Annotated in this window: 14 protein-coding genes and 1 riboswitch; of the genes, 6 read left to right on the top strand and 8 right to left on the bottom strand. The window is 49.2% G+C overall.

All coding sequences use genetic code 11. The features are described 5' to 3' along the window. Positions 1–120: 120 nt before the first annotated feature. Entirely contained in the window at positions 121–939 is an 819-nt protein-coding gene (locus tag ACFVS2_RS17745) for an alpha/beta fold hydrolase (RefSeq protein WP_390236112.1), read from the top strand. A 56-nt stretch (positions 940–995) separates the two neighbouring features. Here the strand turns inward: ACFVS2_RS17745 and ACFVS2_RS17740 are convergent, their stop codons facing one another. From ACFVS2_RS17740 to moaC, 5 genes are all read right to left on the bottom strand, one after another. After that, positions 996–2204 carry an aminotransferase-like domain-containing protein gene (locus ACFVS2_RS17740; RefSeq protein ID WP_173618500.1) on the bottom strand — a complete coding sequence of 403 codons (1209 nt, stop codon included), beginning with the start codon at positions 2202–2204 and terminating at the stop codon, positions 996–998. Between the two features lie 195 nt (positions 2205–2399). Continuing rightward, positions 2400–2870: a hypothetical protein gene (locus ACFVS2_RS17735; RefSeq protein WP_088908737.1), complete on the bottom strand. Its 471-nt coding sequence runs from the start codon at positions 2868–2870 to the stop codon at positions 2400–2402. 151 nt (positions 2871–3021) lie between these two features. Next, on the bottom strand, positions 3022–4203 hold the full coding sequence (locus ACFVS2_RS17730) for a pyridoxal phosphate-dependent aminotransferase (RefSeq protein WP_390236107.1): 1182 nt from the start codon (positions 4201–4203) through the stop codon (positions 3022–3024). Positions 4204–4286: 83 nt separating this feature from the next. After that, positions 4287–4401: riboswitch (SAM riboswitch) on the bottom strand. A gap of 60 nt (positions 4402–4461) precedes the next feature. Continuing rightward, positions 4462–5715, bottom strand: coding sequence for an MFS transporter (locus tag ACFVS2_RS17725; RefSeq protein WP_173618502.1), 1254 nt, complete (start codon positions 5713–5715; stop codon positions 4462–4464). 3 nt (positions 5716–5718) lie between these two features. After that, the gene (gene moaC / locus ACFVS2_RS17720; RefSeq protein WP_390236104.1) at positions 5719–6201 is read right to left on the bottom strand and encodes a cyclic pyranopterin monophosphate synthase MoaC; all 483 of its coding nucleotides are present in this window, start codon (positions 6199–6201) and stop codon (positions 5719–5721) included. Positions 6202–6373: 172 nt separating this feature from the next. Between moaC and ACFVS2_RS17715 the strand changes: the two genes are divergently transcribed. The 5 genes from ACFVS2_RS17715 (at position 6374) to ACFVS2_RS17695 (ending at position 10291) form a co-directional block, all read left to right on the top strand. Beyond that, complete coding sequence (locus ACFVS2_RS17715) at positions 6374–6913, top strand: methylated-DNA--[protein]-cysteine S-methyltransferase (protein WP_390236102.1); 540 nt, start codon at positions 6374–6376, stop codon at positions 6911–6913. Beyond that, a complete protein-coding gene (locus tag ACFVS2_RS17710; RefSeq protein WP_390236099.1) occupies positions 6906–7619 on the top strand; it encodes a 2OG-Fe(II) oxygenase in 714 nt (237 codons plus the stop codon). Before ACFVS2_RS17715 ends, ACFVS2_RS17710 begins: the two co-directional genes overlap by 8 nt. Before the next feature lie 12 nt (positions 7620–7631). Further along, on the top strand, positions 7632–8450 hold the full coding sequence (locus ACFVS2_RS17705; RefSeq protein ID WP_390236097.1) for an SPL family radical SAM protein: 819 nt from the start codon (positions 7632–7634) through the stop codon (positions 8448–8450). Positions 8451–8553: 103 nt separating this feature from the next. Next, on the top strand, positions 8554–9261 hold the full coding sequence (locus tag ACFVS2_RS17700; RefSeq protein ID WP_390236095.1) for a molybdenum cofactor biosynthesis protein: 708 nt from the start codon (positions 8554–8556) through the stop codon (positions 9259–9261). 4 nt (positions 9262–9265) lie between these two features. Next, positions 9266–10291 (top strand): ThiF family adenylyltransferase, encoded by a 1026-nt coding sequence (locus ACFVS2_RS17695; RefSeq protein WP_390236093.1) that lies wholly within the window; start codon positions 9266–9268, stop codon positions 10289–10291. Positions 10292–10353: 62 nt separating this feature from the next. Here ACFVS2_RS17695 and ACFVS2_RS17690 read toward each other — a convergent pair whose 3' ends face one another. From ACFVS2_RS17690 to ACFVS2_RS17680, 3 genes are read right to left on the bottom strand one after another with little or no spacing between them, the layout of a single operon-like run. Beyond that, entirely contained in the window at positions 10354–11412 is a 1059-nt protein-coding gene (locus tag ACFVS2_RS17690) for a sensor histidine kinase (protein WP_390236091.1), read from the bottom strand. Next, positions 11409–12083, bottom strand: a complete 675-nt coding sequence (locus ACFVS2_RS17685; protein WP_173618510.1) for a response regulator transcription factor — start codon at positions 12081–12083, stop codon at positions 11409–11411. The genes ACFVS2_RS17690 and ACFVS2_RS17685 overlap by 4 nt, the downstream gene beginning before the upstream one ends. A 3-nt stretch (positions 12084–12086) precedes the next feature. Then, entirely contained in the window at positions 12087–13844 is a 1758-nt protein-coding gene (locus tag ACFVS2_RS17680; RefSeq protein ID WP_390236088.1) for an ABC transporter ATP-binding protein, read from the bottom strand. Positions 13845–14089: the final 245 nt, after the last annotated feature.

Below are 14089 nucleotides of genomic sequence, written 5' to 3'. Positions count from 1 at the left end.
ACGATTCTCGTCGTGGGTGTGTTTTTTCATCCTTGAAATATTTAACATATGACTTATAATAAGAACGTACGTTCCAAACTTTCGAAACAATCTGACACAAGTGTCGTTGGGAGGCTTTTTATGAGATGCGAGGTCAATGGCGTCAACCTTTATTATGAGGAGATCGGAAGCGGTTTTCCTGTCGTGATGATTCATGGTTTTTCACTTGATCACCGCTGCATGACTGGTTGTCTGGAACCAATTTTTGAGAAACGCTCAGGATATCGACGACTTTACATAGACCTTCCTGGAATGGGACAAACGGAAAACTACGAACATATCCACACCACGGACGATATTCTGGAGGTTGTCCTCTCGTTCATCGATCAGCTCATTCCAGGTGAGCCCTTTTTCATTGCAGGTGAATCATACGGCGGATATCTTACACGAGCAGTTATTGAGAAGCGCCGGGATCAAGTGAAGGGCGCCCTTTTCATATGCCCGAACGTCATTCCTGATAAAGATAAGCGCACACTGCCGGATAAACCCATCTTAGTAAAAGAGCCTTCTCTCTGGGAGCAGTTGAGTGAGACGGAACGAGCGGAGTTTGCGTCGATGGCGGTAGTAGCTACCGATTATACGTGGAATCGCTATAAAAAAGAGATCGTCGACGGCTACATGCTGTCTGACCCTTCTTTCCTCAGTAAAATCAGACAGTCATACGGTGTGTCCTTCCCATTGGATACGGCCCCCTTCCCCCACCCGAGTCTTTTTGTTGTGGGCAAACAAGATCATTCTGTCGGCTATCGCGATATTTGGGATATCATCGAAGGCTATCCCCGCTCTTCTTTTGCCGCACTCGATTGTGCCGGACACAACTTGCAGATTGAGCAGCCGCTTCTGTTTACAGAGCTTGTGAATGAATGGCTGGATCGGGCACAAAGAGAGCTCTCCCTGTAAGACATAAATCAAAAAAGACAACCAGCTCAATGGCAATGGTTGTCTTTTTGCTTCTATTAAACATTTGTCACCAGAGATTCGCTATGGGCGTGGAATGCTTTGCCCAGTCGTGAGATCGCAAGCTCCGTGTCTTCCCGGTTCAAGAGTGTATAGTTCAAGCGCATCGTATTAACTGGCGGCTCGGCTGCATAAAACGGCTTCCCTGGCACGAATGCCACGCCTTCCTGTACGGAACGGGCCAGCAGCTTCTCAGCATCGACGTGCTCAGGAAGATTCACCCAGAGGAACATCCCGCCTCTTGGTTTTTCCCACTGTACGCCCTCCCAGTTTTGCGCAACTAAGAGCTCATGCATCCATTCCATGCGCGCCTTGTAGGACTCGCGGATTTTCTCAATGTGGCGCTCCAGATCAAAGCGGGACAAAAGCTCATACAGCGCGTACTGGTCGATTGTGCTCGACTGCAAATCTACTGCTTGCTTCGCCTTCACCATCATTTGAATCACGCGTGTATCTCCAATGGCCCATCCAGTACGCAAGCCTGGCGCGACAATTTTAGAAAAGGTACTGGTGTACACCACACAGGAATCGGTCGGATGCTCATCCAGTGAGAAAATCGAGCGGTACGGAGCTTCCCCATCAAATTGGATCTCTCCATATGGATCGTCTTCCAGGATGAGAATGTTTTGGGCCTTGCATTGACGAAGCAAACCGAGACGGCGTTCGAGGCTCCATACCTTTCCTGTCGGATTAGCAAAGGTAGGAATGACATACACCATTTTCGGGCGATACTGGGCAATTTTTTTCGCCAGATCGTCCATATCCATCCCATCAGCATCGCCGTCTACGGGAATCGCTTTGATTCCCCGGAATTGGAACAACTGAACCGCTGCCAAATAGGTAGGGTTTTCTACGAGAACGACATCGCCTTCATCTAAATATACACGGCACAACAAGTCCACTGCTTGCTGAGAGCCCGTAGTGATGATCATATTATCTACACCGACGTTCATATGCTTTTGCTTCATGCGGGATGCAATCCACTCACGAAGCGGCAAGTATCCATCAGTCAATCCGTACTGAAGAGCTTTTGCTCCTTGTTCGAATGCGCGGTTGAACGCTTCACGCATCTCTGCGATTGGAAAAGAATCCTCTGCTGGCAGTCCACCTGCGAGCGAGAGCACTTGATTGCCTTGGGTCAGCTTCAAGATTTCCCGGACAGCCGAGGAGGATAGTGCTTCAACAGATTTTGAAAATGAGTACTCCATGTTCCGTTCCCCCTTGATTTTGCTTATCCTTGTTTTATCACTGTCAACAGCGTAAGTCCAATCCTTACTAGCTATGAGCGGATAGGTTTTGACTATGTCGAGCGGTTGTTCAATCGTTAGTCTTGACACACTGCATGCAAAAAACCCCTCTTCGTCTCTAACGAAAAGGGGGCTATATGTATGGGCTATATCTTCCTAGGCGATTCGAAACACACGTGGTTTCTCTGTGTGTGGGAGGAAAGAGAGGTCTACATGCGTGGACGCTTCTTCCATGCCAATATCGCTTGCCAAAAGCAATGCCTCTTCTTGGAAGGTTGGCGTACAGCTGCCTTCATTCAGTTCACAGAGACGCTTCAATCGCTTCAGTCTCTCTGCGGACTTCTCCACTCTCATGCATTCGTTCGTCAGCTCACAAACGTTGACGTGACGAGCATCAGCGATCATGCTGATATCATTCACATGGACAATCAGTCTTTTGCCTTCTTCTGTTACAAATCCGATTGAGCAAAAATGCGCACCTGACATTTCCAAACGAGTGAGAACAGCATTGGCGTAAACTTCTCCCGTCCGCAAGCGAATCTGGCCTGCTTCAATGGCTCCGCCGATTTTTCGCTCGTTGGCGATCACCGTATACATATCCGTGTAACCGTTAATCTGATAGCGCATGGTACCCTCCCGCTCTCGCTGAGACTAATTATCATTAACAATGTCATCGTATAATGAAAATCATTATCTGTCAATAATGAGAATGATTTTTATTCTAGAATAAAAAAACCACACTCCATTTGTATGGTAGTGTGGTCGAATTCCCTTGCCTTCATTTTGTTTTCGTAAACAACCCCAACCGCTCAATCCGTTGGACCGCTTCTGCGAGACGATCTTCATTGGATAACAAAGCCGCTCGCACATAGCCCTCACCCGTCGGACCAAAGCCATTTCCTGGCGCTACGACGACATGCGCTTTTTCCAATAGCAGGTCAGAGAACTCCACGGAAGTAAAGCCACTTGGAACAGGAAGCCAAGCAAAAAACGAACCTTGAGATGGTGGCGCCTGCCAGCCAATCCGATGCAGATTGGAGTACAAGGCATTGCGGCGGCTTTCGTAGACAGCGACGAGATCGCGAACGCACTGCTGTGACTCCGTCATCGCTTTGGCTGCCGCCATCTGTACCGCTCCGAACAGACTGACGAAGTAATGGTCCTGAATGAGGTTAATCAGACGAACCAGCTCGCGATTTCCTACCATGGCACCAACACGCCAGCCTGCCATGTTGTACGTTTTGGACAAGGTATAAAATTCTACGCCCACTTCTTTTGCTCCCGGAACCTGCATGAAGCTGACTGGCTTTTTCCCGTCATAGCTGATCGCCCCGTAGGCGAAGTCATGGCAGACGACGATTTCATGTTTTCGGGCAAAACGAATCGTTTCCTCATAAAACTCGAGTGGTGCGTTGACTGCTGTTGGATTGTTCGGATAGTTGAGAAACATCAGTTTCGCTCGATCCAAATCAGCTTGGGAGAGCTGGCTGTAGTCTGGTAAAAAGTCATTTTCCGCCTTCAGAGGCATCATGACCATCCGTCCGTCTACGACTGCAACCCCCGACCAATAATCCGGATAGCCTGGGTCCGGAACCAGTGCAACATCGCCTGCGTTCATGAGTACTTGGCAAATCTCTACGAGTCCGGTTTTGCTGCCGAACAAAATCGCTACTTCTTCCTCCGGATCGAGGTCTACATCAAATTCTTGCTTATACCAATGAGCCACTGCCTGCTTCAGTTCCACGCGTCCCTGAAAAGGCGGATATTTGTGATGGAGTGGTTGTGCCGCTTGTGCCTGTAATTCTTCAATAATGTGCGGCGGTGTCGGCAGATCGGGATTGCCCTGCCCTAGGTTAATGACGTCATGGCCTTGCGCAATGACCTTGTTTACTTTTGCCACCAGGGTCGCAAAAAACTGGGTAGGGAGTCGATCAATCATGTCGGAGGGTTGAATGCGCATCTTTCTTCCATTCCTTTCTTGGGCCCAATACAGTAAAACCCCCTTTTTCCATACAGAAAAAGGGGGAGATCAGCTTGGTCACGTCCTTATCTGTCAGGAAAAAATCCTGCTGGAATTGGCACAGCATCTGTCCATCACATGGAACAGATCCGCTGCCGGGCTTCATAGGGCCAGTCCCTCCACCTCTCTGAATAAGTCAAACACACGGAATATACTGTTTTTTCGTCTATATCATACTACTTGAGCACGTAAACCGTGTCAAGATGCTTGATTCTGTACCGACACTTGATGCCTTCTTTTTTGAAATGAGGTGTGGAAAGCGAAGAATGCCACAGACAACAGACACAAGCCTGCCATCACGAACAATAGTCCCTGCGCATGAATCGATTGGAAAATGAAGGCGCCGAGCAGTGGTCCGAGCATCCGCCCTGCTGATCCAGTTCCTGCAATCAGACCTTGAATGAAGCCTTCACGTCCCTCTGGCGTAAACTGTGCAGCTACTGCCGGCACCGCTGGCCACACGAGCATTTCTCCTAGCGTCATGACGAACATGCCTGCCACAAAGCCTGCATAAACCGTTGATTGCGACAGAATCAGCATCGACAAGGCAAAAATATAAGCGCCCAAGAGCATTTGTGCTTTTAGCGTACGGGCAAAGCGTCGAATGACCCACGCAATCAATGGCTGACCAAACAGGATCAAACCTCCGTTCAGCGTCCACAACAGACTGTATTGACGGAGTGAAATGCCCAGGGATTGCATGTAGGTAGACAGCACCGTCGTCCATTGTACATAGACAATCCAGCTAATTAATAGCCCCCCACATAATAGCAGCAATGCTCCCCATACCACCTTTGGCTCTTGCTGTGGTTGTTGCAGCACATCACCAGTTGCTTGCTCAGACATACTTTGTCCAGTCGTCGAGTTTTCGCGTTGTTCCACCATTTTTAACTGACGCGGCAAAATGAGCATGAACATGGCGAGCACAATCACTTGCGAGATCGCATTACCGAAAAACGTCCAGGCAAACGAAACACTTGCCAAGAAGCCGCCCAGCGCAGAACCGGCAGCTACCCCCACATTGAGGGTGACATAAATCAGATTGATTCCTTTCCGTCCCCCGTCCGGCCATAACACTACTGCCAGTGCATTCATCACAGGAGAAAGTGTTCCGTAAAACAGACCATTCAATAGAAGCAAGACAACATAAATCGTAAAATCTTGCGTAAGACCTAAGCCGATCGATATCAGAATAACGCCGATGGAACCGACAATAATGGTGCGCATTTTTCCCCAGCGGTCAAACATCATCCCGCCGACAATACTCCCGATCAAGAATGCGCCTTGATTTAAAAGCAACAAGAAGCCGGCTACAGTCAGCGGCTTTCCGAGATGGTTGTGAATATAGATCGTGACAAGCGGCCAAATACACGCCATTCCTGTAGAAAAAATGACGGCAGCAATCGCCAATAAACGAATGCTGCTCGGATAGGATTCCCACTTTTGCCTCATGGCTTACTTCTCTCCCCGATGGAAATCGCCGCTTTTTCCGCCTGTTTTGGATTGCAGACTGGTTGGACCGATTATCATTTCTTTATCCATGGCTTTGCACATGTCATACACGGTCAAAGCCGCTATGCTGACAGCGGTCAACGCCTCCATCTCGACGCCAGTTTTCCCTGTCGTCTTCACGGTTCCTGTAATCGCAAGCGTCGTTTCATCTACAAAAGCAAATTGTATGTCGATGCCAGTCAATGGCAGCGGATGACACATCGGGATGATTTCCCACGTCTTTTTGGCAGCCATGACACCTGCTACCTGCGCAACTGCGAGTACATCGCCCTTTTCGATCCGACCTTCACGGATTCGGGCGAGCGTTTCGGGTTTCATGCTGATTTGGCTCTCGGCTACAGCCACCCGTTTTGTGACGTCCTTCTCAGACACGTCCACCATCCGAGCTCGATTTTGTTCATTAAAATGTGTTAATTGATCAGTCATACTAGTATCGTTCCTCCTCTATCTCCTCCTACCTTACTCCCGCCGCTGGATAAAAGCAATGAGAATGTAGACGACACTGTTTCGTTATCTTGCTCATCCACTCCTAAAAACGTACGAAGAACAGGTGCTGGAGGTATACTGTGCGTACACAGCTCAAAGGAGGCGTATGGAAATGGAAACGATTAAGGATCAGACGGTACGTTGGTCAATGCTTGTGCATGGTGATTGGACCATTTATTTGGCTGCAACGGCTGCCGGGCTTTGTTATGTCGGCTCGGTCAACCAGCCTTTTGCTGAATTGGAAGCGTGGGTTGAAAAGCATCATCCACAAAGTGCACTGGTGCAAGACGAACCATGGCTACAGCCTTTTGCAACAGAACTGATGGAGTATTTGCAGGGGACGCGCGAGCATTTTTCCATGGATTGCGACCTGTCTGGAACGCCTTTTCAGCTCGCTGTCTGGGAGGCACTGTGCCAAATCCCATACGGTCAAACGGCATCGTACACCGACATTGCGAACATCATTGAAAAGCCTGCTGCTGTTCGTGCCGTCGGTGCAGCAATCGGTGCCAATCCGGTTCTCATTACAGTCCCCTGCCACCGCGTTGTCGGTAAAAACGGATCACTAACTGGCTATCGTGGAGGACTGCCCATGAAGACAACTCTGCTTGATCTGGAGAAAAAGACAAATCGGGGTGTGAAACATGGCTAAATCAGTGACAGAAAGGATCGCTGCACTTGACTGGCATTCCCTGCAACAGGAGCTGGACGAACAAGGGTATGCTTCTTTTCCTTCCTTATTAAGCGCGGATGTGTGCGACGAATTAATCGCTACGTATGGAGAGGATGACCTTTTTCGCAATACGATCCAGATGGCACGGTACCGTTTCGGCGAAGGAGAGTATCGTTATTATCAGGCTCCCCTTCCCTCGCTTTTGCAGGAGCTTCGCGAAGGCTTTTATCCGATGCTTGCCCAGACTGCGAATCGGTGGCTGGAAATGCTTGGACGCGAAGCCATCTATCCTGCTACCCTCCCTGAATTTTTGGCGCAATGTCACGATCAGGGTCAACTGCGCTCTACTCCATTGATTTTGAAATACGAAATGGGCGGCTACAATTGTTTACACCAGGATATGTACGGCGAGGTGTTCTTCCCGTTTCAAGTCGTTTTTGCCTTAAATCAGAAGGAGAAGGACTACACTGGCGGAGAATTTCTGCTGATGGAGCAACGGCCACGCGCGCAGAGCCGAGGACATGTGATAACCTTGGAGCAAGGCGCTGGCCTGATTTTCCCGACATCCTATCGTCCTGTGCAGGGAACGCGAGGCTACTATAAAAACACGCTGCGCCACGGTGTCAGCACGATTACCTCAGGAAAGCGCTACAGCCTCGGGATTATTTTTCATGATGCAAAGTGAGGAACGCCCAATATGAAATGCATCCTTTCCTATAAAATGCCGAAAACCCTCCTCAATAAAGGAAGCGGATTTCTTGAGGATTACACCCACTCGCTCAATCCGTATACAGGCTGTTCTTTCGCCTGCTCCTATTGCTACGTTCGACAAATGCCTGTCTCTTTGTTCCGCAACGAGCAATGGGGCACGTGGGTTGACATTAAGCAGCATGCTGCCGATTTATTGCGCAAGGAGCTAATCCGGGCAAAGAAAAAAGGAAAGGTGACCATCTTCATGTCTTCGAGTACAGACCCGTACCAGCCCATCGAACAAACGGAAAAGGTAACGAGGTCTTTACTCGAAGTCATGGTAGAGAATCCACCCGATTTTTTGTTGGTGCAGACGAGAAGTCCCTTGGTTTGGCGGGATGCCGATTTGTTGCTCCTGCTGGGTGATCGCGTCCGCGTCAGCATGACCGTCGAGACCGATTTGGAGGAGATTCGCAGGTACTTTAGCCCGCAAGCTCCCCCCATTCAAGCGCGGCTCAAAACACTCGAGCGCTTGGCGGAAGCAGGCATCCCTACTCAAGCAACCCTTGCCCCTGTTTTGCCAAGCAGTGAGTCATTCCCCGAGATTTTGCGCCCCTTGGTAACACGCGTCTGTGTCGACGACTTTTATATGGGAGACGGCAGCGGCGGTAAACGAACAAAAAGAAACGGCATTCCTGCTCACTATGAACAGCTTGCACTGGAACAATGGTATGATCCCTCCGCCTATCGGATCGTCTATGATCGGCTATTACGTGTTTTCCCCCCGGACCAGATCTATTTGAGTCAGGAAGGCTTCGCCCCTTAGAATCAACCGCTGATTGAAACACCCCATTCATTGGCAACTTTGTTTGGTTTATGATATCGTCTAGCCTAGAGAGTAGTATCATCTAGGGAAATGAGGAATTGTCTTGACCATTACGATCTTGTTATTTGCCGGACTCGCTGAACGTGCGAATGCCCGGGAAGTACAAATGACCCTATCTGAAGGCGCGACCGTTAGCGATCTTCTGCAAGCAGTGGAAAAAGAATATCCTGCGCTCTCTGCGCTTTTGGGCAGTTGCTTTGTCTCCATCAATCATGAATATGCCGCGAAAAATCAGGTCATTTCAGCCAACGACGAGATTGCCCTCTTACCTCCTGTAAGCGGCGGAGAAGAAGACCCGCGCTTTGCCATTACCGAGGAGCCTATTTCTGCGGACAAGCTGGTTCGCCTGGTGAGCAACCCGCATGCAGGCGCGGTCCTTACTTTTGTCGGAACTGTTCGGGAATTTACCCATGGTCAGCGCACGGTGTATTTGTCCTATGAAGCTTATGCCCCTATGGCTGTTGAAAAAATGAAGCAGGTCGCAGCAGAGATCGAGGAACGCTGGCCGGGAGCGCAAGTCGCGATGCACCATCGTATCGGAAATTTGGCTGTGGAAGAGATTGCGGTTGTTTGTGCCGTTGCAACTGCACATCGCAATGAATCGTTTGAAGCAGGCCGTTATGCCATCGAACGACTCAAGCAGATCGTTCCTATTTGGAAAAAAGAAATGTGGGAAGATGGAAGCGAATGGAAGGGACATCAGCAAGGACCGTGGAATCCGCTTGCGATGCCAGAAGGAAAGGTGGAGTAACGCCTTGGATACTCGCTATTCCCGTCAGACATTGTTTCATCCGATCGGGCGCAGTGGACAGGAAAAGCTCGGGCAAAGCCGTGTAGCCATCGTCGGCATGGGAGCGCTCGGAACTGTTCTCTCCAATCATATGGTCCGTGCTGGAGTAGGTTTTGTCCGCATCATTGACCGCGACTTTGTCGAGCCGAGCAACTTGCAGCGTCAAATGCTCTACGACGAATCCGATGCAGCCGAGCATTTGCCAAAAGCCATCGCCGCTCACGCCAAACTGACAAAGATCAACTCAGCCGTCACCATCGAACCGATTGTCGCAGACCTCACCGCTTACAATGCAGAGGAATTGCTGGCAGATGTCGATCTCGTTCTAGATGCGACGGATAATTTTCAGGTGAGATATCTCGTGAACGATGTTTGCGTTAAGCATGGTATTCCGTGGGTGTACGGTGGCGCTGTGAGTGCAACCGGAACATTTACCGCGATTCGTCCGGGAATCACGCCTTGCTTGCGCTGTCTTTTCCCTGAAGCGCCAAACCCAGGTGAGATGCCTACCTGTGACACGGCTGGCGTCATCGGACCGATCATTCACATCGTCGCCTCCTATCAGGCAACAGAAGCATTCAAGCTGTTAGTGGACGCAACCGATGAGCTCAATCCGAATTTGGAGCACTTTGAGATTTGGCATAACCGCCATCAGCAAATCAAGGTGGTCAATGCCCGCCGAGACGACTGTCCGACATGTGGGCACAAGCAATTTTCGTTTTTGCAGCCCGATACTCAAGATGGACAAGCCGTTTCGCTTTGCGGTCGAGACACCGTACAAATCTCGCCCGCCGCTGCAATGACACTTGATCTGAACACATTGGCTAATAGACTCTCCCCTTTGGGACAAATCGAGCAAAACAAGTTTTTGCTGCGTTTCCGTGTCGATACGTACACGCTCGTTATTTTCCCGGATGGTCGCGTCCTCGTGCAAGGCACAGATGACATCAGCTTGGCACGTTCGCTCCATGCCAAGTATATCGGCGCGTAACTGGTTTACTCGTCATGAAAAAAGCTGTCCCAGACCGTCATCCGGACGAAGGGGCAGCTTTTTTATGCCGTTTGAACAAATGTAATCGTAAACGTGGTACCTTTCCCTACTTCACTCTCAACGGCGATTGTGGCATGATGCAAATCGATTATTTTTTTAACGATTGCCAGTCCCAGGCCACTGCCCGAATTGGCACGGTTCCGCGACGGGTCCGCCTTGAAAAACCTTTCGAAAATGCGCTCCTGATTTTCCTTAGATATCCCGATTCCCGAGTCGGTCACTTTCACGAGCACTTCTCCATTTACTGTCTCCAGCTTTACGCTGATTTTCCCGCCTGCCTCCGTGAATTTGATGCTGTTGCCTAGCAAGTTGGTCCAGACTTGACTCAGCATATCTTCGTCGGCGACGATTTCGACTTTTTCCAAGTCGATGTCCATTTCAATCTCTTTCGCCATCCATTGCGGTTCACATGCAAGGATGATCGTGCGTAGCTGCGTGTCCAACCGATACCGCTTCCGCTCTAAATCATGCTGGATGCCCTCTAGCGCAGTGAGCTTAAGCAGGTTGTCACTGATCTTGGATAGTCGCTTGCTTTCCGACTCAATAATCTCCAAGTAACGATGACGCTCTTCTGGGCTAAGTCTTTCATTATGCAGGGCGCGAGCAAACCCGCTGATCGACGTCAAAGGCGATTGAATTTCGTGGGAAACATTGGAGATGAACTCCTGCCGCAGCTTCTCCATCTCATTTAATTGTTCCGCCACGTGGTTGATGCCATCCACCAGCTCCCCCCATTCGTGCGCCAGCTTGATATCGAGATTGACCCGAAAATCCCCCATGGCAATCCGTCTGAGCGCATCAATCAATGGTTGAAACCTGCCCCGATGCCTTGGCATTGTGAAAAAAGAAATGATCATGCCTACCCCAATAAACAAAATGAAGCTCACAACTGAATTGACCAATGCTTCTACAAGATCATTGGGATGATAGCCCATATAGCCATAAAAGAGAGTGGTACTCCCGTATGCACCTAGCCCGCACAAGGCAAAAACAGCACATAAGCCCACCACTCCTGCGATTTTCAGCAAAACACGGGAATGTTCTGGCCCCCTCTTTTTCATACGACGATCTCCAAACGATAACCAAGTCCCCGGACTGTTCGGATCAAAAAACCGTACATCGCTTCTGGAAAACGCTCCCGCAAGCGGTTGATATGCACGTCTACCGTACGCTCATTTCCTTCAAAATCATATCCCCATATTTGTTCGATCAGCTGCTCGCGGGAAATAGTCTGCCCGGGATTGCTGGCCAGTTTGAACAGCAGCTCGAACTCCTTTAGTGGAATGGTCCATGTTTTCGTGCCACTTGCTACTGCAAACGTTTTACGATCAAGCAGCAGTTTCCCTGCTTGAACCTGATGCGAAGCGGCAATCCGGTAACGCTTGAGCAGCGCTTTTACCCGGACGACCAGCTCCTGCGGATCAAATGGCTTCACCAAATAATCGTCTGTCCCTAGCTCAAAGCCTTTGATTTTTTGCGATGTCTCTCCCTTCGCAGTCAGCATGAGCAAGGGAAAATCATAATGTTTGCGAAGCTTTCGACACAGCTCCCAGCCATCCATGTTCGGCATCATGATGTCAAGAATCACCAGTTGTGCCTGAACCGATTCCAGTTTGTCCAGTGCCTCCTGTCCGTCTGCCGCTTCCACTATCGTAAAGCCTTCATTGCGCAAGAAGACGCTGACGAGCTCGCGAATATGCGGATCGTCGTCGACTACCATAATCGTGGTCACGTTCTACACCCTCTCTTTTACGAGCAATTGCTGACTAGCCAATTCGCGGTACATCTCATGGGTTTGAAAAAGCTCTTCATGTGTACCCATACCTGTGATTTTTCCCTTTTCCAAAAAGATGATTTGATCTGCTTCCACTACAGTCGATAAGCGATGGGCAATCACGAGGGTGGTACGTCCCTTCATCAAATTTTGCAACGCCTTCTGGACGATCATCTCGGAATTGCTGTCCAAGCTAGAGGTCGCTTCATCCAGCATCAAGATTTGCGGGTCCCGAAGTAGTGCACGGGCAATCCCGATTCGTTGGCGCTGACCGCCCGATAGCTTCATGCCTCGCTCCCCTACTTCTGTCTCATAGCCATTCGGCAATTCTTCAATAAATTGATCCGCATAGGCCATCTTTGCTGCCTCCTTCAGTTCCTCCTCGCTAATCGCCCGTGAAATCCCGTAGCAAATATTTTCTCGGATGGTTCCGGCGATCAATGGACTTTCCTGGGACACGTAGCCGATTTGACTTCTCCATGACTTCAACGAAAAATCCGTGATGGGATCATTGCCCAGCCTGATTTCTCCATTCAGTGGCTGGTAATACCTTTCAACCAGGGAAAACAACGTCGTCTTGCCGCTACCGCTTGGTCCGACAATCGCATTTACTTTTCCGGCCCCAATCGTAAAGGTGACATCATCGAGAATCGTTTTCCCGTTCTCATATGCAAAGCTCACATGGTTCAAATGAATGGGCAGGCCAGCGTTTTCAAGCGTTCGTCCTGTCAAAAGATCTTCTTCTTCGGCGTCCAGAGTCGTAATGATTCTTTCTGTTGCCCCCATGGCTTTTTGCAAGGAGGTGAAAAACTGTGTGAATTGCCCCAGTGGTATGACGATTTGCACCAGATACAAAATAAACGCGACCAGCTCACCAGCTGTCAATGCTCCCGTGGACACCCGCATGCCACCATAGCCGATCACAACAACAAGCAGCACCATCAGGATAAAGGACATTAACGGTCCAATGACGGCTTGGACTCTTCCTTCTTTTAGCCCGAATCGGAACAAATTCCCGATTGCCTTTGTTCCCATCCCCAGTTCGTGTGTTTCGGCATTGGAAGATTTGACGAGCCGCATCTCTTGGAGCACTTGATTCATAATCGTCGTAAAGCTGGCGGTCTCATCTTGCAGTCCTTTCGAAATTTTGTACATCTGACTGCCTAGCGGAATGAGAATCCCGATGCACAGCGGTACAGCAACGAGCATTGTTAACGTCATTTGCCAATCGAGGTATAGCAAAGTCACGACAGAACCAACAATTGTGATTAATCCTGTGAAAAAGCTGGACAGTTGATCACTAATCAGGCTTTTCACGACACCTGTATCGTTGGTCATTCGACTGATCGTCTCACCCGTCCGGTTGTTATCATAATAAGAGATCGGCAGGACGAGCAGCTTTTTCCAGAGTCGTTCACGGAGTGAGGCAACCACACTCTCGCCGACATGATTTAATAAGTAGATGGACAACCCTCCCACAATGGCTTGTGCGATAAAGGCAACGATCAATAAAATGATTTGTGGTGTTGTGATCGTAGATAGGGAAAAGCTGTCCACCAAATCCTTCGTAAACAGCGGAATTACTAAACTAACCAGTGTGGTGGCGATGCTCATGAACAACGCGACACCGATTTTTAGCTTGGATGGTTTTGTTTCCCTTATTAATCGAAAGAAAGGTCGCCAGTTTCCCCATTTCGCTACGCTATTGGTCTGTTCCATTCGTCATTTCTCCCCTTTTTCCTCCACTCATTTTCACTTGCAAGAGATAAGATACTGCATGAATGTAAACGAAATATAAACGGGATAATAATTGAAGTGCGTGCAATTTTCTTCTTTATAATAAGAAGACGTTCGTGATCCAATTTTCTTTACCTATGATTTTTGTATATAAATGATGAATTTGGGGTAGAAGCCGGGAAACAAATCGTATATAATAGGTTCGTAATGAAGAAACGAAACAAGGT

The organism is Brevibacillus sp. NPDC058079, assembly GCF_042885155.1.
Classification (GTDB): Bacteria; Bacillota; Bacilli; order Brevibacillales; family Brevibacillaceae; genus Brevibacillus.
Note: the sequence above shows the minus strand (reverse complement) of the source record. Positions and strands in the feature narration are given on the sequence as shown.

What these genes read in the sequence shown, in the direction of transcription:
- ACFVS2_RS17745 (WP_390236112.1), top strand. Translation starts at nt 121, where the DNA reads ATGAGATGCGAGGTCAATGGCGTCAACCTTTATTATGAGGAGATCGGA.
- ACFVS2_RS17740 (WP_173618500.1), bottom strand. Translation starts at nt 2,204, where the DNA reads ATGGAGTACTCATTTTCAAAATCTGTTGAAGCACTATCCTCCTCGGCT.
- ACFVS2_RS17735 (WP_088908737.1), bottom strand. Translation starts at nt 2,870, where the DNA reads ATGCGCTATCAGATTAACGGTTACACGGATATGTATACGGTGATCGCC.
- ACFVS2_RS17730 (WP_390236107.1), bottom strand. Translation starts at nt 4,203, where the DNA reads ATGCGCATTCAACCCTCCGACATGATTGATCGACTCCCTACCCAGTTT.
- ACFVS2_RS17725 (WP_173618502.1), bottom strand. Translation starts at nt 5,715, where the DNA reads ATGAGGCAAAAGTGGGAATCCTATCCGAGCAGCATTCGTTTATTGGCG.
- moaC (WP_390236104.1), bottom strand. Translation starts at nt 6,201, where the DNA reads ATGACTGATCAATTAACACATTTTAATGAACAAAATCGAGCTCGGATG.
- ACFVS2_RS17715 (WP_390236102.1), top strand. Translation starts at nt 6,374, where the DNA reads ATGGAAACGATTAAGGATCAGACGGTACGTTGGTCAATGCTTGTGCAT.
- ACFVS2_RS17710 (WP_390236099.1), top strand. Translation starts at nt 6,906, where the DNA reads ATGGCTAAATCAGTGACAGAAAGGATCGCTGCACTTGACTGGCATTCC.
- ACFVS2_RS17705 (WP_390236097.1), top strand. Translation starts at nt 7,632, where the DNA reads ATGAAATGCATCCTTTCCTATAAAATGCCGAAAACCCTCCTCAATAAA.
- ACFVS2_RS17690 (WP_390236091.1), bottom strand. Translation starts at nt 11,412, where the DNA reads ATGAAAAAGAGGGGGCCAGAACATTCCCGTGTTTTGCTGAAAATCGCA.
- ACFVS2_RS17680 (WP_390236088.1), bottom strand. Translation starts at nt 13,844, where the DNA reads ATGGAACAGACCAATAGCGTAGCGAAATGGGGAAACTGGCGACCTTTC.